Consider the following 22,331-nt stretch of genomic DNA (forward strand, 5'->3'; position numbering starts at 1 on the left):
AGTGGCAGAATTCATTTACCAGATGATCAAGGCGCGCAAGGCGTTCGGCGAGCGCGTGATCCTTGACGACGTGACGCTGAGCTTCCTGCCTGGCGCGAAGATCGGCGTGGTCGGCCCGAACGGCATGGGCAAGTCGACGCTGCTCAAGATCATGGCCGGCCTCGAAACGGTGAGCAACGGCGAGGCGTACCTGACGCCGGGCTTCACGGTTGGCATCCTGCAGCAGGAGCCGCCGCTGGACGATACGAAGACCGTGGGCGAGAACATCAAGATGGCGTTCGGCCCGATCGCCGAGAAGGTGGCGCGCTTCAACCAGATCGGCGAGGAGATGGCGAACCCGGACGCCGACTTCGACGCGCTCATGGACGAGATGGGCAAGCTGCAGACCGAGATCGACGCGGCGAACGGCTGGGATCTCGACTCGCAGCTCGATCAGGCGATGGACGCGCTGCAGTGCCCCGACCCGGACACCCCGGTGAAGGTGTGCTCCGGTGGCGAACGCCGCCGCGTGGCCCTGTGCAAGCTGCTGCTTGAGGCCCCGGACCTGCTGCTGCTCGACGAGCCCACCAACCACTTGGACGCCGAGTCGATCCTGTGGCTGGAGAAGTTCTTGCACCAGTACAAGGGCGCGGTCATCGCTGTCACCCACGACCGTTACTTCATGGACAACGTGGCCGAGTGGATCTGCGAGGTCGACCGCGGTCACCTGTACCCGTACAAGGGCAACTACTCCACGTATCTGGAGACGAAGGCCAAGCGTATGGAGATCCAGGGCGCGAAGGACGCGAAGCTTGCCAAGCGCCTCAAGGACGAGCTCGACTGGGTACGTTCCTCGCCGAAGGCCCGTCAGGCCAAGAACAAGGCCCGTCTGGAACGCTACGACCAGATGGAGCAGGAGGCGCGCAACAACAAGAAGCTCGACTTCTCCGAGATCCAGATTCCGGCTGGTCCGCGTCTGGGTTCGGTGGTGCTCGAGGCGAAGCACATCCATAAGGCGTTCGGCGACCGCGTGCTCATCGACGACCTGTCGTTCACGCTGCCGCGCAACGGCATTGTCGGCGTGATCGGTCCGAACGGCGTCGGCAAGTCCACGCTGTTCAAGACGATCGTCGGCCTCGAGCCGCTCACCAGCGGCGAGCTGAAGATCGGCGACACGGTGAAGATCAGCTACGTCGACCAGAACCGCGAGGGCCTCGACCCGAACAAGAACCTGTGGGAGGCGGTGTCCGGCGGTCTCGACTTCATCGACGTGGCAGGCACCGAGGTGCCGACCCGCGCCTACGTGGCCAGCTTCGGCTTCAAGGGTTCCGACCAGCAGAAGCTCACGGGTGTGCTCTCCGGTGGTGAGCGCAACCGTCTGAATCTTGCTCTGACCTTGAAGCAGGGCGGCAACCTGCTGCTGCTCGACGAGCCCACCAACGACCTTGATGTCGAGACGCTGGAATCGCTTGAGAATGCGCTGCTCGGCTTCCCGGGCTGCGCCGTGGTCATCTCCCACGACCGTTGGTTCCTCGACCGCGTCGCCACGCACATCCTCGCGTGGGAGGGCGACGACGAGAATCCGGCCAAGTGGTACTGGTTCGAGGGCAACTTCCAGGCGTATCAGGAGAACCGCGTCGCCCGCCTCGGCGAGGACGCCGCCCGTCCGCATCGCCTGCATCGTAAGCTGACCCGTTAAGCGAAATGCCCGGTGGGCATTTCGTAGGGTCAGCCGAGTGGCGACAGCCACGAGGTAACGATGAGCCTCGCCGTAGGCGAGTCCATAATCGCTAAGCAACAATCCGAAAGGGTTGATCGTTCCTACGGGAACGATCAACCCTTTTTGCATGCCGCATCACCGTCACAGTTCACTTGCGCCTTACCCGCGCCTTACGCTCGTTACAAAACTCCCCGCAGCTCTTTACCTCAAGCGGATAAACTGCTCTCCAGTCACAGTCAAGAGGCAGGAGCAACACGATGACGAAGTCGGACACACTGACACCGCTGGAGCGCTTGGTGAAGGTGCTGCGGTTGGGGGAACCGTCCGAATACCGCGGACACTCGTATATCAACGGCGAAAGCCTGTATTTCCCGACGGGCCGCGTCTACGGCGGCCAGGTGATCGCGCAGTCGCTGGTCGCCGCGTCGAAGACGGTCGATCCGGCGCGTCTGCCGCATTCGATCCACGGTTATTTCATCGCAGCCGGCGACATTCGTCAGGATTTGCTGTTTGATGTGGAGAAGCTGCGCGACGGCCGCTCGTTTTCGGCCCGTCGCGTGAACGTCACGCAGTCCGAGGGGCCGATCCTGACCGCGATCGCTAGTTTCCAGATCGCCGGACAGTCGGGCGTGGAGTTCGCCGATCCGATGCCGGCGGACGTGCCGGCCCCGGAAACGCTGAAAAGTGCGAAGGAGCTGATGGAACCGTACGCCGACCAGTCGCCGTTCGCGAAGTTCTATGCGAAGAAGTCGCCGTTCGACATTCGCCATGTGACGCAGACGATCATGTTCGGCGCGGACAAGGAGAGCGCCGCGCATGATTCAGGCAAGCAGATGGTGTGGATGAAGGCCGACGGCACGGTCGACGTGCCGCAGGTGATGCACCGCGCGATGCTGGCGCTCGGTTGCGATCAGGTGATGATGGAGCCGGTGCTGCGCCGCGCCGGCCTGAGCATTTCGACGCCGGGCATTTCGTACGCGTCGATCGACCATTCGATGTGGTGGTATCGCGACGTGGACATCAACCAGTGGCATCTGTACATGCAGGATACGCCGACCGCCGCGCACGGCCGCGGTCTCGGCGTCGCGAAGGTCTACTCGCAGGACGGCGAGCTGGTCGCCGCGATGGCCCAGGAGGCCATGATCCGCGTCCCCCAGCAGTGACGCCGCACCAATCAATCAGTGCCGCGTCTTGACGGCGGCGGGGGCCACGTTGCGCCGTGGCTGCGAGGCCTTCATCTTGTCGCTTTCCGGCCCGTCCATGGGCGGCAGCTGGCACAGCCACTCCCCCACGATGCCGATGATCATGTCGATCAGGCACGCCGCGCACGCGATCGCGCATTCGAGCACGGCCTGCGAATAGTAGGCGGCCTCCATGTGCGAAACGCTGAGCAGGATCTGCCCACCGTACCAGCCGGTGAGCGCCGCGCCGACCAGTCCAAGCGATTTAGCAAGCACGAGCGTGGACACGGCCTTCTGCGGGTCCAACGGCTTGAGTTCTGCGCGTTTGCGCGGATCGGTGGTGGCGTACTTGTGCACTTGCAGCGCCATGACGAGCACGCTGACGCCGATGAGCAGCAGCAGCGCGGAGATGAACCACGGCACGCCGAGCAGTGCGAGTCCGGACAGCTCGTCGTATTTGACGAGCAACATGCCGCCGAACAGGCCGCAGATCATCGCGACCAAGTAGTACCACCATGGGGTGCGATGCGCCTTCATAGCGTGCCTCCGATGATCCAGTTGTCCGACAGGAGTCCGACGCGCCCGGCGTCGGGAGCCATGGCGAGCAGGAACGACACCGGGTCTTTGCCGAGCCGCGCCTCCGGGTCCATGTCCATCCACGGGGCGAGCACGGCGGCATGTTCGCGCGCGCTCGGCCACGGCACGCGGCAGTCCGGCTCGTCGCTGGTCACGCCGGGCATGTCGACGAGGTCGAGATCGACGTCGCTGCCGAGCGACGCTTCGACCGAGCCGAGCGTCGCGATGAGCTGGCGTGCGGTGAGTTTCGTGGTGATTTGCATGACGGCGGCCATCGCGTCCGGCCCGTCGACGTTGCTGACGTGGTACAGCGGCGAGATGCCGTCGACCTGATTGCCGGGGATGCCGTCGAGCGCGACGATCGCCGACCGGAACAGTCGTTCCGCGTCGGTGGACGTGCTGTCCATGGAGATGACGGCCGTGCGGTACGTCGCGTCGTCCACGCCGACCGCGTCGCCGATCGCGTGATCGCCGGACGCCGGACGTTCGCCGGACGCCGCAGCATCGTCGACCGGCCATGACCGGCCGAATGACTGATCCGAGACGGCAGTCGCAACGTCATCCGCATCGTCATCCCCGTCACCGTTGCCGGCGTCGGACGCGACGCTGACGCGCACCCGTGCCCCGGACAGCATCGTCTCGACGCGTGGATCATCGCAGTGCACGATGACGTCGACATGCGCATGGTCGCGCAGCAGCGCGAGCACGTCCTCGGCGTCGGCGTCGCCGTCAAGATCGACGTGCAGCGTCACGTCGGTCGCGGTTATCTTCATAAGCAATCGTTCCTTCCTGTCCGTCCAAGCATCGTCTCCGTCCGTCCGGGACGTCCGGGCCATCCGAGCGTCATCGCGGCTCCACTCCGCACGCAGCCACGATGGTCCGGCGTCCCTGCATGCAAACCGCTCATAAAAACGGCGAGGGACATGTCATGTGCCTGACATGCCCCTCACTGTCCGTTCATATCAATTCAGATCAATCGGCCGATCATTCGCCCGGCTTCATGCCCACCGAACGCTTGAGCGATTCGGGGATCTCGACCGGCGGAATGTCGGAATCCGGACGGCGGTCGTCGGACAGCCACACCGGGCGTTCCGGAGCCTTCCTGATCTTCGAGAAGATCTCGGCCAGCTCCTTCTCGTTCAGGGTTTCCTTGACGAGCAGCTGGCGGACGAGCTCGTCGAGCACGTCGCGGTTCTCGTTGATGATGTTCCACGCCTCGGTGTGCGCGGTCTCCACGAGCTGGCGGACCTCGTCGTCGATGATCTCGGCGGTCTGGTCGGAGTACTTGTGCGGCGCGAGCGCGTCGTAGTCGGCACCGTTCGTGTCGTCGGTGCCCCACTTGATCGCGCCGAGTTTCTTCGAGAAGCCGTATTCGAGCACCATCGTGCGGGCGATGTTCGTCGCCTTTTCGATGTCGTTGGACGCGCCCGTGGTCGGATCGTGGAACACGATCTCCTCGGCGGTGCGGCCGCCCATCGCGTACGCCATCTGGTCGAGCAGCTGGTTGCGCGACTGCGAGTAGCGGTCGGAAGTCGGCATGACGGCCGTGTAGCCGAGCGCGCGGCCTCGCGGCAGGATCGTGACCTTGGTGACCGGGTCGGTGTTGTGCAGCGCGGCGGCGACGAGCGCGTGGCCGCCCTCGTGGTATGCGGTGTTGCGCAGCTCGTCGAGGGCCATGCCCTTGGAGCGGCGCTTCGGGCCAGCCTGCACGCGGTCGATGGCCTCGTCGATGGCACGGTTGTCGATCAGCTGCGCGCCGGCGCGGGCGCACAGCAGCGCGGCCTCGTTGAGCACGTTGGCCAAGTCGGCGCCGGTGAAGCCCGGCGTGCGCACGGCGACCATGTGCAGGTCGACGTCCGGCACGAACGGCTTGCCCTTGGCGTGCACTTTGAGGATCTGCTCGCGGCCTTCGAGATCCGGGGCTTCGACGGCGACCTGGCGGTCGAAGCGACCCGGGCGCAGCAAGGCCGGGTCGAGCACGTCGGGACGGTTGGTCGCGGCGATGATGATGAGGTTGGTGTCGTTGTCGAAGCCGTCCATTTCGACGAGCAGCTGGTTGAGCGTCTGCTCGCGCTCGTCGTGGCCGCCGGACATGCCGGAGCCGCGCTTGCGGCCGACGGCGTCGATCTCGTCGATGAAGATGATCGCCGGGGCGTTCTTCTTCGCCTCGTCGAACAGGTCACGGACGCGGGATGCGCCGAGGCCGACGAACATTTCCACAAAGTCGGAGCCGGCCATCGAATAGAACGGCACGCCCGCCTCGCCTGCGATGGCTCGCGCGAGCAGCGTCTTGCCGGTGCCCGGAGGGCCGTACAGCAGCACGCCGCGCGGGATGCGCGCACCGAGCGCCTTGTACTTGGACGGGTCCTTGAGGAAGTCCTTGATCTCCTCGACCTCCTGCACGGCCGCATCCTCGCCGGCCACGTCGGCGAACTTGGTCTTCGGGGTCTGGCCGTCGAGCAGCTTGCCGTTGTTCTTCTTGCCGCCCATGCCGAACATGCCGCCGGCACCGCCCATGTTGCGCATGAGCAGCCACCACAGCGCCACGAGCAGGATGATCGGGAACAGCATGTTCGCCAGATAGCTGAGAATGCCGCTCTGGCGCATGGTCGTGTTCCAGCCGTTGGTCGGATTGGCTTTGTTGATGAGCTGGACGACCTGCGCGCTCTGCGCGTACGCGTAGTAGAACTGCACGTTCTTGCCGTAGTTGCGCGTCTTGCCGGTGTCCGGATCGGCCTTCACGTAGTCGTTGGGCAGTTCGAGCTTGACCTGCTGCGTGTTGTCGACGATTTCCGCGTACTTGATCTGCGAGGACTGCAGCAGCGAGATGCCGTCCTTCGTGTCAATGGTCTGTGCGCCGGTGCCGGTGAAGATCTGGAACGAGACGATCGCGATGACGACGATCAGCACGCCCCACAGCCACGGGGACTGCCAGAACGGCTTCTTGCCGCCGTTGTTCTCGTTGTTGCCGTTGCCGCCGTTGTTGTCGTTGCCGCGGTTGAACGGATTGCCGTTGAAGGGGTTGAACGGGTTATTGTTGTTGCCCGGTCCCTGCGGCCCCTGGGGGTAGCTCATGCATTTTCTCCTTGGTACACTGCGGGCTTGAGCACTGCGATCGAGTCGAGGTTGCGGTAGCGCTCGTCATAGTCGAGGCCGAATCCGACGACGAATTCGTCAGGGATCTCGTAACCGTGGTATTTCACGTCGACGTGCACTTCGTGGCGGGACGGCTTTTCGAGCAGCGCGAAGATCTCGACCGAGGCGGCGCCGCGCCGCTTGAGTTCCTCAACCAGCCATGCGAGCGTGCGGCCGGAGTCGATGATGTCTTCGACGATGAGCACGTGGCGGCCGCGCACGTCGGTGGACAGATCCTGCCGAATCGTGACGGTGCCGCTCGAAACGGTGCCCGAACCGTAGCTGGACAGGCTCATGAAGTCGAGTTGGACGGGGATGCTCATCGCCTGCGAGAACGCGGCGATCGTGTTCACCGCCCCCTTGAGCACCGCGATCAGCAGCGGGTCTTTGCCGCGGTAGTCGTCGCTCGCCTGCGCGGCGACCTCGCGTATTTTCTCGTCTATCTGTTCCTTGCTGACCAGTTCGCGGTCAATATCATTGTGCACATCAGCGATTCGCATGCCCACCATCTTGGCACACGCGAATGACGTGTTTCTGACGAAATACTGAATAACCTCTGGAAAGTTGCACAGCGGACTGCCCGTGCCAGTCGGCCACCAGCCGGTCGACGGATTCGATCTGACGGGCGGTCGCCGCAACCCCGGCAGCGGCCAGATCGTGGGCGATGACGCGCGCGCGGATCGCTGGATGCTCGGATTCCAGCGCCTTGACGGACCATCGCAGCACGTCGCCGGCCGGGTCGAGCCGCGCGCGTGCGGCCGCCGCGTCCGCCTGCATGTCCATATATTCTTTGTCGCGGCGGACCGGCCGGGCGCCGTCGGCCAGATGCGCGACGATATCGCGTCCGGCGAAATCCTCCAGATACGGGATCAGCCCGTGGCGAATGCGCGAGCGCAGCGGCAGCGAGGCATCCTTTCCATGGTTCTCTCCACGGCCCCCTCCACGGTCATTTCGAGCAAACGCAGTGGGTCGAGCAATCGTTCCGTCTGCTTCTTCCACAAGCTCTCTACGCTCCGCTTCGCTCCGGTCGAGATGACATGGCGAGGAAATGTCCCCGTTGGTCGGATCGTCCCACCATGCGAGGCCGAGACCCTCGCAGATGCCGGTGGTGTCGGCGCGCGTGAGGCCGAGCAACGGACGCGCGTAGCGCACGCCGTCGCGCCGGAACATGGCGGGCATGCCGGCGAGCGCGTCGACGCCAGCGGAGCGCAGCAGCCCGATGAGCACGGTTTCGGCCTGGTCGTTTTTCGTATGTGCGAGCAGCACGACGCTCGCGTCCTGGTCTCGGGCGATGTCAGCGAGCGCCGCGTATCGTGCGTCGCGCGCGGCCGCCTCCGCTCCCCTGTCGTCGTCGTCGACGCGGACTTGGCGCACGATGACCGGGTCGAGTCCGAGCGCGCGGCAACGGTCGGCTGCCTGATCGGCGACCTGTGCCGATCCGGCCTGCATATTGTGGTCGATGATCGCCGCACCGCAGCGCACGCCGAGCGTCGCGCACACGGTCCGGGCGAGTGCGGCCAAGGCGATCGAGTCGCGTCCGCCGGAGCATGCGACGAGCACGAGCGGCGCGTCCGCGTCCGGCTCGTGTTCGCCGTGCCGGGTGAACCGCGCGTCCTGCACGCCGATGCCGAGCCCTGCGAGCGTGGCGCGCACGGCCCCGATCCCAGCCTTCATCCTTCCCGAATACGCCATATGCTTTCCTTGTCGTTCGGCGCCTTACGATGCTGGCAGAGCCTCGGCTCCCTCGGCTCCCTCGGCTGAGGGAGCTGTCAGCCGACAGACTGGTTGAGGGAGCGTCACGGCCGTAAAGCCGCCAACAACACAGCATCGCGCGTAGCGCTATTCCATTACAGTCTCGCCAAGTCGTCGACGAACTGGTCGATGGCGGCTCGCGCGGCGGTCATGTCGTCGGGCTTGTTGACGATCACGGCGAACGCGAGCGCGCCGCCGCCGATCCGCGACACGTTGCCGGTCATCGACGTGACTTCGCCGAGGCTGCCGGTTTTCACGCGTAGCAGTCCGGCCGTGTCCTCGCTGACCGCGCGGTTGAGCGCGGTGCCGACAAGTCCGGGAATGGACAGTCCTTCGGCTGCGGCGGCCCCGCCGGAGACGCTGAGATTGTGCGCTTGCACGGCTGCCAACGTGCGCACGGTGAGTTTCGATCCGGGCGTGAGTCCGGAGCAGTCGGCCATGGTCAGGCCGGTCGTGTCGACGCCGAGCGTGCCGAGTTCCTTGCGCACGGCCGCGACGCCGCCTTTCGGCGAGTTGTCTTCGCCGAGCTTGATCGCGGTGAGCCGACCGAATTCCTCGGCGAGCGTGTTGTCGGAGTGCTGCAGTGCGAACGCGAGGATTTCAGCGAGCGTGGCGGAGCTGACTGAGGCGATGGGGCTGGAATCGCTTGGCGCAGTGCCGTCGGTCACGTCGCCGTTCACGGTGATGCCTTGCTCGGCGAGCCGGTCGACGAACACGTCGGCCGCGTCTTCCGCCGTGTGCTGGCTGAGGCGCGGGTAGGCGCTGAACGTGTCCGGGTCGGTGGGCGCGCCGCCGTCCCATTGCCGCCCGCCGTCGATGGCCATGGAGCTCACGCCCGTGTAGTACAGGTCGCCTTCGTTGTTCTCGTCGATGCCGTCCGGGTACCGGTCGTTGCCGAACAGCGCGTCGTCGAACGTGAGTGTGACCGTGCCGATGCCGCGCGCCTTAAGCGCCGTGGCGGTGCGCGCGGCGAGCGTGGCGAGTCCGGCGCGCCCGTTGACGTGGTCGGGGTCGCTGGTCCCGGAGCCGAGCAGCATGTCGCCGTTGCCTTTGAGCACGAGACTGGCGCTGCCGTCGTCATGCTGGATGAGATAGGTTTGCGTGTCGAGCGTGGTGCCCATGTCGAGCGTGGACGAGGCGGCGAGCGCGGTCAGCGTTTTCATCGTCGATGCCGGCTCTCGCGGCGTGTCCGCGTTGCGTTGGGCGACTGGATCGCCGTTCGCGTCGGTGATGATCACCGAATACGAGTCGCCTACGCCGCCCGTCTTGCCGAACGCGCTGATAAGCACCGCGGCGGCGGACTTGTCGACCGCACGCGTTGCGTCGAGCGTGCCGGCGACGGATCCGGCGGCGAGCGCGTCGGGAGCGTTGGGGATCGTGCGGCGCGTCACCTGCCGCATGGTGAGCGGGCCTGGTGCCAGGTCGGCGATGTCGAGCGCGACGTATCCCGCGCACAGGGCCACGGTGACGATCGCGGACACGGCGACGTTGATCGTACGGCGTCGTGCGCACCTCCCGCGTTGCGGCTGTTGCGTCGTCCCGTCCTGCACGTCGCGCTCCTTACTTTCTGTGCTATCCATATCGACCGTATCGATCGTATCGGCGTCCGTTTCGACGTCCGCGGCAACCGTCCGTCCCGGCTGCCTGGATACGCGCGAGCCGGTCGTCCGCGCGGCCCGTCCGCACGGTCGAGAAAAACTATTTCTGCAATGACGCGAACGAGTCGAGCGTCGCGACGATCGACAGCATCCGCGCGTCCATCAGCTTACCGCCGAGCCATGTACCAACCGCGAGCGCGGCCGCGCCGTTGACGAGCGAGACCGGGATCAGCAGCCAGTACAGGCCATCGAACGCTCCAGCGACGAGCAGCGCGATCGCGACGATGCCGGTCGGCAGCATGGCGAGCAGGCTGCCGAACATGTAGACGAACGGGAAGAAGCCCTGCGCCATCGCGCGGCCCTGCGGCGCGGAGAACGGTTTGTCGAGCGAAGCGACCGGATACATGAGCGTGCACGACGTGATTTCCGCGAGTCCCAGGGCGGCGAACGCGACGCCGATGCCAAGCGCAGCGAACGTCGCGCCCGTGAGCGGGCCGGCCGGGCTGGCCCAGTCGCCGGTAAACACGGCGATCGCGACGGTGAGCACGAGCAGGTAGGCGACGATGATGATGGCGTACACGCGCACGCGGCCGATGCGGTCGGTGAGCCCCGGCACGCCGGCGATGACCTGCATGGTGAAGCCACGGCCGTCGTAGGCGAGTCCGTTGCTTTCGGCGATGGCCATCATCCAGCCGGACATGACGAGCGAGCCCCACACCATGCCGGGCATGGCTCGCGACTGCAGGCCGAACACGATGGTGACGAACACGGGCATGATGAACATCATCGCCTGGCGCGGGTCGCGTTTGAGATACGTGATCAGGCGCGCGGACACGGCTCCGGACGGCGAGTCAGGCATGTTGCCGAACGCGCCGATGCCTTTGGCCGTGACCGTTTTCTCCGCCGCGCCGACGGTGAGCCGCTCGCGCCTGATGCACCATACGCACAGCGCGAAGCAGACGATCCATGCGACGGCGAGGATCGCGACGCGCGCAACGAACGCCAACCAGTTGCCGACGAGCGCGTCGTACGGCAGCTGGAACGCGGCGCCGAACGGCGTCCACGCCATGACATTTGCCGTGCCCCACGCCGCATCGAGGCTCACGCTGTCGGCCGCGCCCGAGTTGACGAGGATGTTCGGCAGTTGGCAAACGGAGACGAACAGTATGACGACGACCATGTAGAACGCGCCCTGGCCGCGTTTGGACGTAATGAGCGTGGTGGCGAGCGCGAGCAGCAGCTTGGACACGCTCATCATGGTGATGACGGCGAGTGGCGCGGCGATGATGGACGCGAGCACGACGGCCGGGCCCATCGCGCGGTAGGCGAGCGACCAGAGCATGAGCGAGAGCACGCCGGTAATCGCGGGGATGCCGGACAGGCCGGACAGCAGCAGGCCGAATTGGAGTTCGCGGTCGGGAATGCCGTAGAGCGCGAACTTGCGTGGGCTCATCGTGGAGCCTTCGCCAAGCAGCATGATCTGCACGAGGCCGACCATGAGCGTGAGGGCCGCGCCGAGAATCACGACGGCCGTATTGACGATGCCGTGCGGCCCGAGCACGTTGATGGGGGCCGTGCCGGGCCGGAACTGCACGAACGCGGCCCAGTCGCCGATGTTCCATGCGGCGGACGCGGTGGCGATGACCGTGCCGATCGCGAACAGGATCGCGAACACGTAGGCGACGGTCTGCCACACGGATTTGGTGAGTGTGGCGCGGGTGAGCGCCCAGCGCATGCGCACGAGCGTGAACGCGGCGTTCATGATCGGGCTCCCGGCGTGGCCGGATCCCCGGCGGACGTGGTGGCCGCGCCGCCGTCGAGCCAGGCGATGTGCGCGGCGGCGTGGCGTCCGCCGACCAGCTGCAGGAAGCGGTCCTCAAGGTCCTCGCCGGCGGCGACCTCGTCGACCGTACCGGCCGCGCACACCTGGCCGTTGTTGACCACGGCCACGTGCGTGCACATTTTCTCGACCAACGCCATCACGTGCGAGGAGATGATGACCGTGCCGCCGGTGCCCGCGTATTCGACGAGAATGTCCTTGAGGTTCGCGCTGGAGACCGGGTCGACCGATTCGAACGGCTCGTCGAGCACGAGGATGCGCGGACTGTGGATCATCGCGGACGCGAGGCAGATTTTCTTAGTCATGCCAGCCGAATAGTCGGAAACCATCTTGTTCGCCGCCTGCGTCAGGTCGAACGCAGCGAGCAGGTCGTTCGCGCGGCGCAACGATTCGTCACGGCCCATGCCGCGCAGCATGCCCGAATAGACGAGCAGCTGCAGGCCGGTGAGCCGGTCGAAGATCTGGCCGGGCTGCGGCATCACGCCGATCGCGCGCTTGGCCGCGTTCACGTCGCTCCACACGTCGCGGCCGAGAATCATCGCCAGTCCCCCGTCGGGCACGAGCAGACCGGTGACCATGTTAAGCGTGGTGGTCTTGCCCGCACCGTTCGGGCCGACCAAGCCGTAGAACGAGCCGACCGGGATGTCAAGCGAGAGGCCGTTAACGGCGACCTTCTCGCCGAAGCGTTTGAACAGGCCACGAATGGAGACCGCCGCGGCCGGATTCGGCGGCACCGGCTGCGGCGGATACGGATACGGTTGCGACTGCGGCTGAACTGGCTGAGGCGCCGCCATCATCGGCGGCTGCGGCTGAAAACCAACATTCCCCTGAGTGTTGTCTATGCTCATACATCCACTCTAGACCAGCGGTTCACAACACGCCGTCATCCCGTGGACGCATGTGTACCCGCTACTCGTGCTTTTCGTCGTACTCCTCGTCGGTGGGGGTTTCGTCGTAGAGTTCGTGACCCTGCTTTTCGGCGATTTTCATCTGCTCGTTGATCCACGCGGCTTCGGCCGGGTTGATGTCGGCCGTGTTGAGTACCTTCTGCCACACCGGATAGAACAGGTGCATCGCCGGATACATGGCGGTGAACAGGATTTCCGGCTTGTGCTTGCGCCAATGCTGCGGATGCGCGTCGAACGTGTTCTTGAACCGGCGCATGTAGTTGAGGAACGAGCCGAGCGACGTGTCCATGCGGCGCGCACTCATGCCGGCGATCATGCGCGGCGAGTACACGGTTTTCAGCCCCTTGCCGATCAGGTGCAGCGACAGGTCGATGTCCTCGTGCATCACGTCGGACTTGTCGCGGCACACTTCGCCCGCGATCTGCCGCCACGCGCTCGCCCGCACGGCCATGTTCGAGCCGAACAGCAGCGGCTGCCCGCCGTCGGCGCGATAGATGCGCTTGCGGATCGAATTGTCACCCTTCAAGCCGAAATGCCGCGACGGCATGTCGTAGTACATGACCGGTCCGGTCGCGCCCATCGCCTCCGGATCCTCGGTGAAAATGCCAGCGACGACCTCCACCCAGTCCGGCTTGATCATGCAGTCCGCGTCGAAGCGGCCGAGCACGTCGCCGGTGGCGGCGTTCAGGCCGAAGTTGCGCGTCGGAATCAAGCCCTGCTCGTCGTTCTGATGGAGCAGCTTGATCGGCGCTTCGGGATGCTCCTTCATGAAGCGCTCCACGATCGCGCACGTATCGTCGGTCGACCGGTTGTCGACGACGATGATCTCGTACGGCATCACGGTCTGCCTCACGGTGTTGAGCAGGCAGTCGGCGATGCGTTCGGCTTCGTTCCACGCGGGGATGACGATCGAAACATTCAGCATATCTTCAGCATACAAGCGCGCCGCGAACTGCCACATCGTCCGCGAGGACCATGCCGAAATGACCCGCCGACGTTAGAATGGGGAGCCATGACCAAGCAGGATGAGCAAAGAATCGATTTCGCCTCCGTGTTCCCGGCCAAGGGCGATCCACGCAAGCCGCCGGACTGGTGGGGCCGTGGCCTGCTGTATGCGGCGATTGCCGTGTTCCTGTCTATTTTCGTGTGGCAGTCGTGGGGCAAGATCGACTACATTGTGCTCGATCTGGTGATTTCCGTGTTCCTTGCGCTTGCGATGGAGCCGATGGTGCTCATTATGGTCCGTCACGGCTGGAAGCGCGGCGTTGCGGCCGCGATCACGCTGATCGGACTGACGATCATCGTCGTCGCCCTGTTTTCGCTGTTCGGCTCGATGTTCGTGCAGCAGGTGATCTCGATGGTGCGCGGGCTGCCGGCGCTCTACGATCAGATCAAGGACGCGGTCGAACAGTATTCAAACTTCCACATGCCGGAGATCGACAGTCTCGGCACGGAGATTTTCAAGAACCTGCAGACCTCGTGGGTGACGAACTTCGCCGGCCAGGCGCTCAACACCACGGTGGGCCTGTTCAGCGCGCTGCTCAACATCATGACCGTGTTCATGGTCACGTACTACATGTCGGCGGCGGGCCCGAAGATGCGCCGCAGCATGTGCCAGTGGCTGGGCGACAGCCAGCAGCGCCGCTTCCTGCTCGCGTGGACGATCGTGCAGGACCAGATTTCCGGCTTCCTGTTCTCGCGTTCGATCCTCGCGCTCATCAACGCGACGTGCACGGCGATCTTCCTCGAGATCATCCACGTGCCGTACTGGCTGCCGCTGGCGTTGTTCTGCGGCGTTGTCTCGCAGTTCATCCCGACCGTCGGCACGTACATCGGCGGTGCGCTGCCGGTCGTGTTCGCGTGGGGGTCGAACGGCATCTGGTATGCGGTGGGCGTGCTCGTGTTCATCACCGTCTACCAGCAGTTCGAGAACCTGATTCTCTCGCCGAAGATTTCCGAACGCACGATGGACCTGAATCCGGCGATCGCGTTCCTTGCGGTGCTCGTGTTCGGTTCGGTGTTCGGCGCGCTCGGCGCGTTCCTGGCGCTGCCGATCACGGCCAGTCTGCAGGCGATTTTCAAGGTGTACACGAAGCGCTACGAACTGGTTGATTCGCCGCTGCTGTACGATCCGGACACGGTAAAGAAGTCGAAGGTCGTCGAGGGCGCGGAGGCGTTCGGCGAGCATGTGATCAAACCGGTGAGCAGTCACATGCCGCGTGCGGCCAAGGGGTCGAGCGCGCGCGTGCCGATGAACGAGGAGCTGCAGCATCTGGCCGAGCAGGTGTATCACCTGCCGACCGCGCGGCAGCTCGACGAGTCGGAGACGATGGCGATACCGAAGGGCGCGCTCGGCAAATGGGATGAGGAGCGGCACGGTCTGGCCGGCCTGTCCGGCACGTCGGACGACGGGCCGAGCGGCGACGGCAGCGACGACGATCGTGACGGCGACGCGAAGTCCGGTTCCGCGGACGACGCGGCTGGCGCAACCGACCGGCCGGCATCCGTCAAACCGGCGTCGGGCAAATCCGCAACGTCAGACAAATCCGCATCCGACAATCCGCGAAGCAGGTGGCGCTGATGGCACTCCTGTCCGTACTCGACATTCTCATGTACATCATCGGCATCGTCGGCATCGTGTACCAGGCGATCTGCGTCGTCGTCTCGCTGGTGGCCAAGCCGATCGCCTTCCCCGACGCGCCGATGGACAAACGCTACGCCGTGCTCATCTCCGCGCGCAACGAGGAAAGCGTGATCGGCAACCTCATCGACGACATCCAATCGCAGACGTATCCGAGCAGGCTCGTCGACATCTGGCTCGTCGCCGACAACTGCGACGACCATACCGCCGATCTCGCGCGGTCCAAAGGCTGCCACGTCATCGAACGCTTCAACAAGGAGCTCATCGGCAAGGGCTACGCGCTCACCTACCTGCTCGACCAGATGAACGAGTCCGGCGCAAGCGACGACTACGACGCGTTCTTCGTGTTCGACGCCGACAACCGGCTCGACAAGCACTATTTTGAGGAAATGAACAAGGCGTTCCAGGCCGGGTTCAAGATCCTGACCAGCTACCGCAATTCGGTGAACCTGTCCGACAACTGGGTATCCAGCGGTTCGGCGCTGTGGTTCATCCGCGAGTCGCGATTCCTGAGCGCCTCGCGCATGCGCCTCGGCACCAGCTGCCACGTGGGCGGCACGGGCTTCATGTTCTCGCGCGAGGTGATGAAGCGCAACAACGGCTGGAAGTTCCATCTGCTCACCGAAGACCTCGAGTTCACGATGGACTCGGTGCTGCACGGCGACCGCATCGGCTACTGCGGCACGGCGATCCTGTACGACGAGCAGCCAGTCACGTTCCAGCAGAGCTGGCGTCAGCGGCTGCGCTGGAGCAAGGGATTCCTGCAGGTGTTCCGCTATTACGGCCCGGCGCTGATCAAGCGCGCGGTGCGCGAGCGCGATTTTTCGGCCGTGGACTTTACGCTGCTGCTGTGCCCGTTCACCGTGCTGACGATTACGCGCATTCTGCTGGGATGGCTGTTCGCTGCGTGCGGATTCGTGACGTGGCAGTCGCAGGTGCAGTCGCTGCTGGGCTGGTCGAATGGCATTGTGATGGCGGTGCTGACGATGATGGCGCTTGCCGCGCTGACGATCATCGTGGAGCGCGACCATATTGGCGCGACCAACAAGGAGCTGTTCGCGTATGTGCTGAGCTTCCCGATCTACATGCTCAGCTATGTGCCGATTTCTTTCCAGGCGATTTTCGCCAAGGCCCAGTGGAAGCCGATCGCCCATAAAGGCGCATGACGGCGTCCTTCCCCGGTTCCCGGGATTCGCGCGTGAAAATCCCGGGAACCGGGGTCTGTTCATATGAACATAAACAGGCCCGGAATCATGCGGTTCATGGTTCCGGGCCTGTGCATTATTGTGAGGTTTTCAGTTCCCGGGATTTTTACGGGGAATCCCGGGAACCGGAAGGCATCACATCAGCGACTTGTAGATCGCGAGGATGTCCTCTTCGGTGGCCTTGCGCGGGTTGCCCGGCGTGCACACGTCGTTGAACGCGTCGTGGGCCAGCGGCGCCAGATCGGCCTCGGTCGCGCCGACCTCGGAGATCGTGGTCGGGTTCTTGAGGTCGACGGTCAGCTGGTGCACGGCCTGCACGGCCTCCTCGCGCACCTTCTCGAGGTCGCCGGTGTAGGCGTCCTCGACGCCGAACGCGTCGGCGATGTCGCGGTACTTCTCACCGGTGTAGTCCTTGTTGTACTCCATGACCGGGGCCAGCAGGATGCCGTTGGCCACGCCGTGTGCGACGCCGAGGCGGCCACCCAGCGGGTGGGCCATGCCGTGCACCAGGCCGAGGCCGACGTTCGAGTAGGCCATGCCGGTGATGTAGGACGCGTACGCCATCTGCTCGCCGGCCGGGATGTCGCCGTCGGCGGACTTGGCGAGGTTCTTGGCGATCATGCGGATCGTCTGCATGGACAGGCAGTCCGACAGGCTCCACGCGCCCGGCGTGATGTAGCCCTCGATCGCGTGGGTCAGCGCGTCGAGACCGGTAGCGACCTTGAGGCCGCGCGGCATGGAATCGGTCAGGTCCGGGTCGACGAACGCGACGATCGGAATGTCGTGCGGGTCGACGGCCACAAACTTGCGCTTGTTGGCGGTGTCGGTGATGACGTAGTTGATGGTCGTTTCGGACGCGGTGCCGGCGGTGGTCGGCACGCCGAAGATCGGCACGGACGGGTTCTTCGTATCGGCGACGCCCTCGAGCGAGAGCACGTCGGCGAACTCCGGGTTGGCGGTGATGATGCCGATGCCCTTGCAGGTGTCCTGCGGCGAGCCGCCGCCGAGGCCGATCAGGAAGTCGGCGCCGGATTCGGCGAACTTGGCGACGCCGTCCTTGATGCACTCGACCGGCGGGTTCGGCTTGACGTTGGAGAACACCTCATACGGCAGGCCCGCCTCGTCGAGCACCTTGGTGACCTTCTCGGCGGTGCCAGTCTCCAGCAGCACCGGATCGGTGACGATGAACGCCTTGGTGAAGCCGTGCTGCTTGGCAACGGCCGGGATCTCCTTGATCGCGCCACGGCCGAAATAGGCGGTCTGATTGAAGATCATGCGATAAACCATTTTTATGCTCCTTTGCATTGGAACTATTGGGTTTTTCTGGTGTCGTATTCTTCCCGGTAAAAAGTCCGGTAAAAGAACACGACACCTTCACGAATGATTATAGGCCGGGATGGTATGACATCCCGCATTTTGTGTGTTAGAGAATGGGGGTGAGTATTCCCCGCGCTTTGCATAGCTGCTGCATGGCAAACCGGGGGTCATCCACCGCACTGCTGAGCAGCATTTGCAGTTCGGCATCGGGGAGGCTCTTTGCGTATCGAATCCAGCATGCCGCGTCGTCGAGCATTCCGGTAGCGGCGTAGGCTTGGTTCGTTCCCATGATGGGCAGGTGGAGTTTGGGGCACTTTCGCTTTGTCTTGCGTATCGTCGCTTCGGTGCAGGGGATGCCTATCATGTTTTCGGGGCATAGCACCCACGCGGAGAGGCACCGGCATAGAAGCCGTTTGCTGGGTTTATAAATGTCCCAATCCCATGTCAGTGGGCCCGTGCTTCGAATGGCGGCGGTGTTATATGTGTCGAACGTGTCCCGTTCGCTTTTTGGCCGGTCTTCAAAGAACCAATCATCGAAGACGTCCAGCAGCCTTTGCTTGTCGTCTTCTGTGGGCATTTCCTCTTCGCTCAGGAGAGGCAGGCCGAGGCACTCCATCGCGGCGGTTGCAATCCGGGTCGCGCCGTCCAGAATGTCCTCGCGTATAATCTCCATCGGCATGCCCTCAATGGTCACGGTCGCATTCCCCTCATAGGCAGCTTCGAGGCCTTGGGGCAAGGCCAGCCCCCGGTCGCTCGTGATTCGTATCGTCTTCATGTTTGCCTTTCCGTGCCGGTCTTTCCGGCCTCGCAAGGTTAATATCGGCCACGGTGACTTTTTGTCACCTACAGGCCCCTCATAGGCCCCGTTTTCATGGCCTTCGCAAGCCGCTTCTTGAGGTTATGTTACGTGTTTGTAAAACTTATGTTACGAACATGTTAACTATTTCCTTGTCGCGCGGAAACCCCCAGTCCACCGAGGTTTTTGAAAAACGTGCTGTCCGATATTTCCACGGTGACACGTCGGAAAGGCCGACGCGAATATTGAAAGGACGTTCATCATGGACGGCAGGATTTCTCGGCTCATTCTTCCTACGAGCGCTTGGCTGATGCGCATTGTATGCCTTCAGGGCTATAAGGATGCGGAACCTCAGATGGAGCGTGGAGCTGATGGCAAGCCCTCCACTACGCAGAAGCTGGTTGACGGCAAGCCGGTCTATCCCCTTCGCGGTGTGGTCGTGCAGATTCAGAATGATGCCGGGGCGTGGGTTGTGGCCGAGGGCATCAGCGTCAAGGCCCGCGTCGCTAAGGACTGGCCGCAATACATACCGCTCGCCCCGGCTGGTGAAAAGGTCATCGTAACACCATATGCCGCAGTGAGCGGCAAGTACGCTTCGGTGCGCTACAGCGTCATCGTGGACGACCTCGAACCGGTGCAAGGCAAGTAATCGGACTGGTACGACTGGCGGGGCTTCGGCCCCGCCCCTCGCAAGGAGGTGTTCTTATGGCTATTCCGAGCGGTGTCGTGCCTCTCGCTGAGGCATTGCAGGGAACGGATATGAGCTTGCCCGAGTACGTGGAGCTTTGGCACTACTTCGGCAATAAACCTATTGCAGTAGAAGGGCAATGGGGGTTGATTGGGATGATGTCCATTGATTCGGCCATTGCCGAAGACGTGCTTTTCGAACCGCTCGCGGTCTCATTCAACGCGGGGCTGATGCGAAAAGGCATGGCTGACGTTCGACGTATGCAGTCGCAGATGTTGCGTGGCGGCGAGACGCACGACGGCCTTGCTGAGCAGATGGAGCGTGAGTGGCGGAATGAGAAACGCGAGGAAGCCCAGGAGCTTCGATGGGAGGCCTCGCATGATTGAGCTTCTTGTCTCTTTTGCCCTCGGTTTTCTGCTGGGGCTGATAACGGCGGCAACGATTTTTGTTGCGATTGTGTGGATGGACGGAAAGGACTTTCACAATGGACGGAAAACAGAAACGGCCCGTGAAAGCGTGGCTGGAACCGGCGACGTACTCGGCCCTTCGGATGTGGGCCGCAGCGATACCGGGCATGACCATCTCGAAACTCGTGGGGGTGGCGGTGCGCCGGGAACTGGCGCGGCTACAAGCCCAACAGAAGCCGTTGGACGTGACGAACCCCGACCGGCTGGAGGGGCTGACGGAGGAGGAGATAGACCCCCGCGTGGCGACCGTATCGAGGTCTCTAAGGGCGGCTACGAGCGATGGCGGCGCGAACGGGCCGAGGCGCGGGCTACGCAAGATTCGGAGGCGGGTTGATGACGGCGCATGAGGTGCTGGAATGGCTCGTGTCTACGCACGTGCCGGTATGGGTCGCAGTTCTTGCTCTTTTTATTGGGCTTTTTGCCCGTGAGCTGGCTGAGGCATGGAGTCATAGCCGGGAACGGGAACGGGCTTATAAGGCCTACTGGGACGAGAAAGGAGGTGAGGACGATGATGAGGATTATCGACGGTGACGTCTATGTCAGTCAATCCGATGTAGCGGTGTTGGGTGAGGTCTCGGACACGCAAATCATGCGACTTACCGCGCAGGGCGTTTTTCGCGATTCCATCAAGAAGCAGAACGGGCGGGCATGGTACCGGCTCGTTGACGTCCTGAGCTGGCGTCAGTCCCGGCAGAAGTAATGTCCACATTTGTGGACATGCCCAAAGTTCCCGCTGGCCCCCGCGCTTGTCGCGGGGGTCAAGCGCCCCGTAGGGGCGCGCAGACGCGACGGGCGGCTTGCCGCCCGGGCGCGCCAGTATTATTAGGGAACTTTGGGACAAAGCTATGAAAACCGTTGAAATCATTGGCCTCGCGGGGCCTTTTAACTTCTGGGACAAGGCCCTTTAACTTTGGGACAAAACCTTAACCTTGGGACAGAAAACGAAATGCCCCTTGAAGCTGGGGACTTCGCGGGGCGAGACTAGGAGGCATCCTATGGCTGGAATATCCGAGCAGGATGGGGAATCGCTATCGCTGGTTCGCGAGATTCGCTATCCCGATGACGAGAAGAAAAAGAAGCTGAACCGGCATAAACGTTCACGGGCATGGATGGTGACGATTGCCTCGAAGTACGTGTGCGGGGACTGGTCGGTGATACTGGACGAGCTGAACGACATGACGGCCTACGGCTGGTCGTACATGGGACAGGCCGAAGAAGGAACCGGCAAACGTATGGCCTCCAATAAGGGCAAAAGGCCGGTCGATGATGACGGAAACTTCTTGTACGGTCGCGGCGGCAAATACCGGGGAATGAGGCATGGGCATTTCATCGTCTATACCCCGCGCATGAGAATGGGAACGTTTGCCGACCACTTTCCGACGCAGGCCCACATAGACCCGGTGGAGAGAACCCCCAAGGTCGTTGAGCGGTACGTCACGAAATACGATACCCGCTTGACGATGCAAGACGACGGCGTGGATGGCGGCCCTTGGGAATCCGAGGGATTCGACCCCGCTGGGCAGGGCAAACGCACCGACTTGAAAACCCGCGATGACGCGGTGAAAAAAGTATTGGCCGGTGCCATCCCGGACATGCTGATGAGGGATGACCCGAAACTAATTGCTTATGACCGGTACCTCGACCGGGCGTATGAAATCGCAATGAAGGAGAAGGGCAGGAAAATGCGTGACGTGCATACGCTGTATGTCTACGGAGAAACCGGGGTCGGGAAAAGCCTATGGGCATGGCTCTATGGCAAACGGCACAATGCGGATGTATACAGACTGACCGATTACGCGCATCCTTGGGACAACTACCGGGGCGAGTCTGTGGTCATCGTCGAGGACTTCGACGGCAGGATGCGGCTCGATGACGTGTTGCGTTGGACGGATAGGTACCCCGTGGAGCTGACGGCTCGGTACGCAAACAAACATGCGTTGTACACCACGGTGATTTTTACCTCGAACCGGCCAATGTCGGGCTGGTATGGATACGATGAATTCGAGCCGAAGCAGGGGCCTATAAACCGGCGTGTTAGTACGGTGTGTGCGTCGCTCGGCTCGGACGGGGACACAATCAGCTTCCGTCACGTTGCAGGCCCTGAATGGCCCGAAACGCTCGCGGATGAATCGCTACGGGCGATGATAGGTGAGTCCACCGGCGTAACCCCCTCGGGTGCTGATGGTCACGGGTACGTCGAGAAGCCCGAAACAGCACCGGCCAAAGCACCTCAGCCGGTGGCGGATGATGAGGCATACCCCGTGGATATGTCCAGCCCTACGGCGCTACCGTTTGTGGTCGGTGCTGATGGCATCCCGATTGACCTTGAATGACCCCGTAGGGGCGTGGTACGGGGCCGTAGCAGTACGCCGTGCGGTAGTGACGCATAAGCGCGGGGCGACGGTGCGCGGGCGATGTGCCGCAAGCCGTCCGGTGCCCCCGCCGTGGAGTCGTGCTTTGCGCGGCGGAACGCCGGGGATGTGCCGGACGGCGGCGGTGCCCCCGCATGTACCCGGCGATGCTCGCGC

General features: G+C 63.5%; 19 protein-coding genes and 1 pseudogene. 9 read left to right on the forward strand and 11 right to left on the reverse strand.

Features of this window, described 5'->3' with window-relative positions; translation table 11 throughout:
• Window position 1: 1 nt before the first annotated feature.
• Both ettA and BBIA_RS00925 read left to right on the forward strand, forming a co-directional pair.
• The gene (ettA, locus tag BBIA_RS00920) at window positions 2-1,678 is read left to right on the forward strand and encodes an energy-dependent translational throttle protein EttA (protein WP_033495934.1); all 1,677 of its coding nucleotides are present in this window, start codon (window positions 2-4) and stop codon (window positions 1,676-1,678) included.
• 278 nt (window positions 1,679-1,956) lie between these two features.
• Window positions 1,957-2,862, forward strand: a complete 906-nt coding sequence (locus tag BBIA_RS00925) for an acyl-CoA thioesterase (RefSeq protein ID WP_033495932.1) — start codon at window positions 1,957-1,959, stop codon at window positions 2,860-2,862.
• 15 nt (window positions 2,863-2,877) lie between these two features.
• Here BBIA_RS00925 and BBIA_RS00930 read toward each other — a convergent pair whose 3' ends face one another.
• The 9 genes and pseudogenes from BBIA_RS00930 to BBIA_RS00970 all read right to left on the reverse strand — a co-directional run bounded on the left by BBIA_RS00930 (window position 2,878) and on the right by BBIA_RS00970 (window position 13,614).
• Complete coding sequence (locus BBIA_RS00930) at window positions 2,878-3,417, reverse strand: DUF3180 domain-containing protein (RefSeq protein WP_033495929.1); 540 nt, start codon at window positions 3,415-3,417, stop codon at window positions 2,878-2,880.
• Window positions 3,414-3,929 (reverse strand): annotated as a pseudogene (locus BBIA_RS14735) (2-amino-4-hydroxy-6-hydroxymethyldihydropteridine diphosphokinase); the annotation flags it as partial. The pseudogene BBIA_RS14735 and the gene BBIA_RS00930, both read right to left, overlap by 4 nt.
• 511 nt (window positions 3,930-4,440) lie before the next feature.
• Window positions 4,441-6,531: an ATP-dependent zinc metalloprotease FtsH gene (ftsH, locus tag BBIA_RS00940; protein ID WP_033495927.1), complete on the reverse strand. Its 2,091-nt coding sequence runs from the start codon at window positions 6,529-6,531 to the stop codon at window positions 4,441-4,443.
• Window positions 6,528-7,091 (reverse strand): hypoxanthine phosphoribosyltransferase, encoded by a 564-nt coding sequence (gene hpt / locus BBIA_RS00945; RefSeq protein ID WP_193786485.1) that lies wholly within the window; start codon window positions 7,089-7,091, stop codon window positions 6,528-6,530. Before hpt ends, ftsH begins: the two co-directional genes overlap by 4 nt.
• Window positions 7,078-8,283: a tRNA lysidine(34) synthetase TilS gene (gene tilS, locus BBIA_RS00950; RefSeq protein WP_033495923.1), complete on the reverse strand. Its 1,206-nt coding sequence runs from the start codon at window positions 8,281-8,283 to the stop codon at window positions 7,078-7,080. The genes hpt and tilS overlap by 14 nt, the downstream gene beginning before the upstream one ends.
• Before the next feature lie 155 nt (window positions 8,284-8,438).
• Window positions 8,439-9,923: a D-alanyl-D-alanine carboxypeptidase/D-alanyl-D-alanine-endopeptidase gene (locus BBIA_RS00955; protein WP_033495921.1), complete on the reverse strand. Its 1,485-nt coding sequence runs from the start codon at window positions 9,921-9,923 to the stop codon at window positions 8,439-8,441.
• A 118-nt stretch (window positions 9,924-10,041) separates the two neighbouring features.
• Window positions 10,042-11,703, reverse strand: coding sequence for a hypothetical protein (locus tag BBIA_RS00960; protein ID WP_033495918.1), 1,662 nt, complete (start codon window positions 11,701-11,703; stop codon window positions 10,042-10,044).
• Window positions 11,700-12,629 (reverse strand): ABC transporter ATP-binding protein, encoded by a 930-nt coding sequence (locus BBIA_RS00965; RefSeq protein ID WP_420796671.1) that lies wholly within the window; start codon window positions 12,627-12,629, stop codon window positions 11,700-11,702. Before BBIA_RS00965 ends, BBIA_RS00960 begins: the two co-directional genes overlap by 4 nt.
• A 61-nt stretch (window positions 12,630-12,690) precedes the next feature.
• Window positions 12,691-13,614, reverse strand: coding sequence for a glycosyltransferase family 2 protein (locus BBIA_RS00970; protein ID WP_033495963.1), 924 nt, complete (start codon window positions 13,612-13,614; stop codon window positions 12,691-12,693).
• A gap of 87 nt (window positions 13,615-13,701) precedes the next feature.
• Between BBIA_RS00970 and BBIA_RS00975 the strand changes: the two genes are divergently transcribed.
• Both BBIA_RS00975 and BBIA_RS00980 read left to right on the forward strand, forming a co-directional pair.
• Complete coding sequence (locus BBIA_RS00975) at window positions 13,702-15,270, forward strand: AI-2E family transporter (RefSeq protein WP_033495916.1); 1,569 nt, start codon at window positions 13,702-13,704, stop codon at window positions 15,268-15,270.
• Window positions 15,270-16,496 carry a glycosyltransferase family 2 protein gene (locus BBIA_RS00980; protein WP_033495914.1) on the forward strand — a complete coding sequence of 409 codons (1,227 nt, stop codon included), beginning with the start codon at window positions 15,270-15,272 and terminating at the stop codon, window positions 16,494-16,496. The genes BBIA_RS00975 and BBIA_RS00980 overlap by 1 nt, the downstream gene beginning before the upstream one ends.
• Before the next feature lie 174 nt (window positions 16,497-16,670).
• On the opposite strand, the gene fucO is transcribed toward BBIA_RS00980, so the two are convergent.
• Both fucO and BBIA_RS00990 read right to left on the reverse strand, forming a co-directional pair.
• Window positions 16,671-17,822 (reverse strand): lactaldehyde reductase, encoded by a 1,152-nt coding sequence (gene fucO / locus BBIA_RS00985; protein WP_033495912.1) that lies wholly within the window; start codon window positions 17,820-17,822, stop codon window positions 16,671-16,673.
• A 136-nt stretch (window positions 17,823-17,958) separates the two neighbouring features.
• Entirely contained in the window at window positions 17,959-18,627 is a 669-nt protein-coding gene (locus tag BBIA_RS00990; protein ID WP_033495910.1) for a hypothetical protein, read from the reverse strand.
• Window positions 18,628-19,003: 376 nt separating this feature from the next.
• Here BBIA_RS00990 and BBIA_RS00995 point away from each other — a divergent pair, with 376 nt between their 5' ends.
• From BBIA_RS00995 to BBIA_RS01015, 5 genes are all read left to right on the forward strand, one after another.
• Window positions 19,004-19,297: a hypothetical protein gene (locus BBIA_RS00995; protein ID WP_152600642.1), complete on the forward strand. Its 294-nt coding sequence runs from the start codon at window positions 19,004-19,006 to the stop codon at window positions 19,295-19,297.
• Between the two features lie 56 nt (window positions 19,298-19,353).
• A complete protein-coding gene (locus tag BBIA_RS01000; protein WP_033495906.1) occupies window positions 19,354-19,722 on the forward strand; it encodes a hypothetical protein in 369 nt (122 codons plus the stop codon).
• Between the two features lie 98 nt (window positions 19,723-19,820).
• Window positions 19,821-20,150: a hypothetical protein gene (locus tag BBIA_RS01005; protein ID WP_033495903.1), complete on the forward strand. Its 330-nt coding sequence runs from the start codon at window positions 19,821-19,823 to the stop codon at window positions 20,148-20,150.
• 161 nt (window positions 20,151-20,311) lie between these two features.
• Window positions 20,312-20,503 carry a hypothetical protein gene (locus BBIA_RS01010; protein ID WP_033495901.1) on the forward strand — a complete coding sequence of 64 codons (192 nt, stop codon included), beginning with the start codon at window positions 20,312-20,314 and terminating at the stop codon, window positions 20,501-20,503.
• Window positions 20,504-20,798: 295 nt separating this feature from the next.
• Complete coding sequence (locus BBIA_RS01015; protein ID WP_033495900.1) at window positions 20,799-22,136, forward strand: P-loop NTPase family protein; 1,338 nt, start codon at window positions 20,799-20,801, stop codon at window positions 22,134-22,136.
• The last annotated feature ends 195 nt before the right edge of the window (window positions 22,137-22,331 follow it).

Origin of the sequence: Bifidobacterium biavatii DSM 23969 (assembly GCF_000741165.1) — a bacterium.
In the GTDB taxonomy this organism is placed as follows: Bacteria; Actinomycetota; Actinomycetes; order Actinomycetales; family Bifidobacteriaceae; genus Bifidobacterium; species Bifidobacterium biavatii.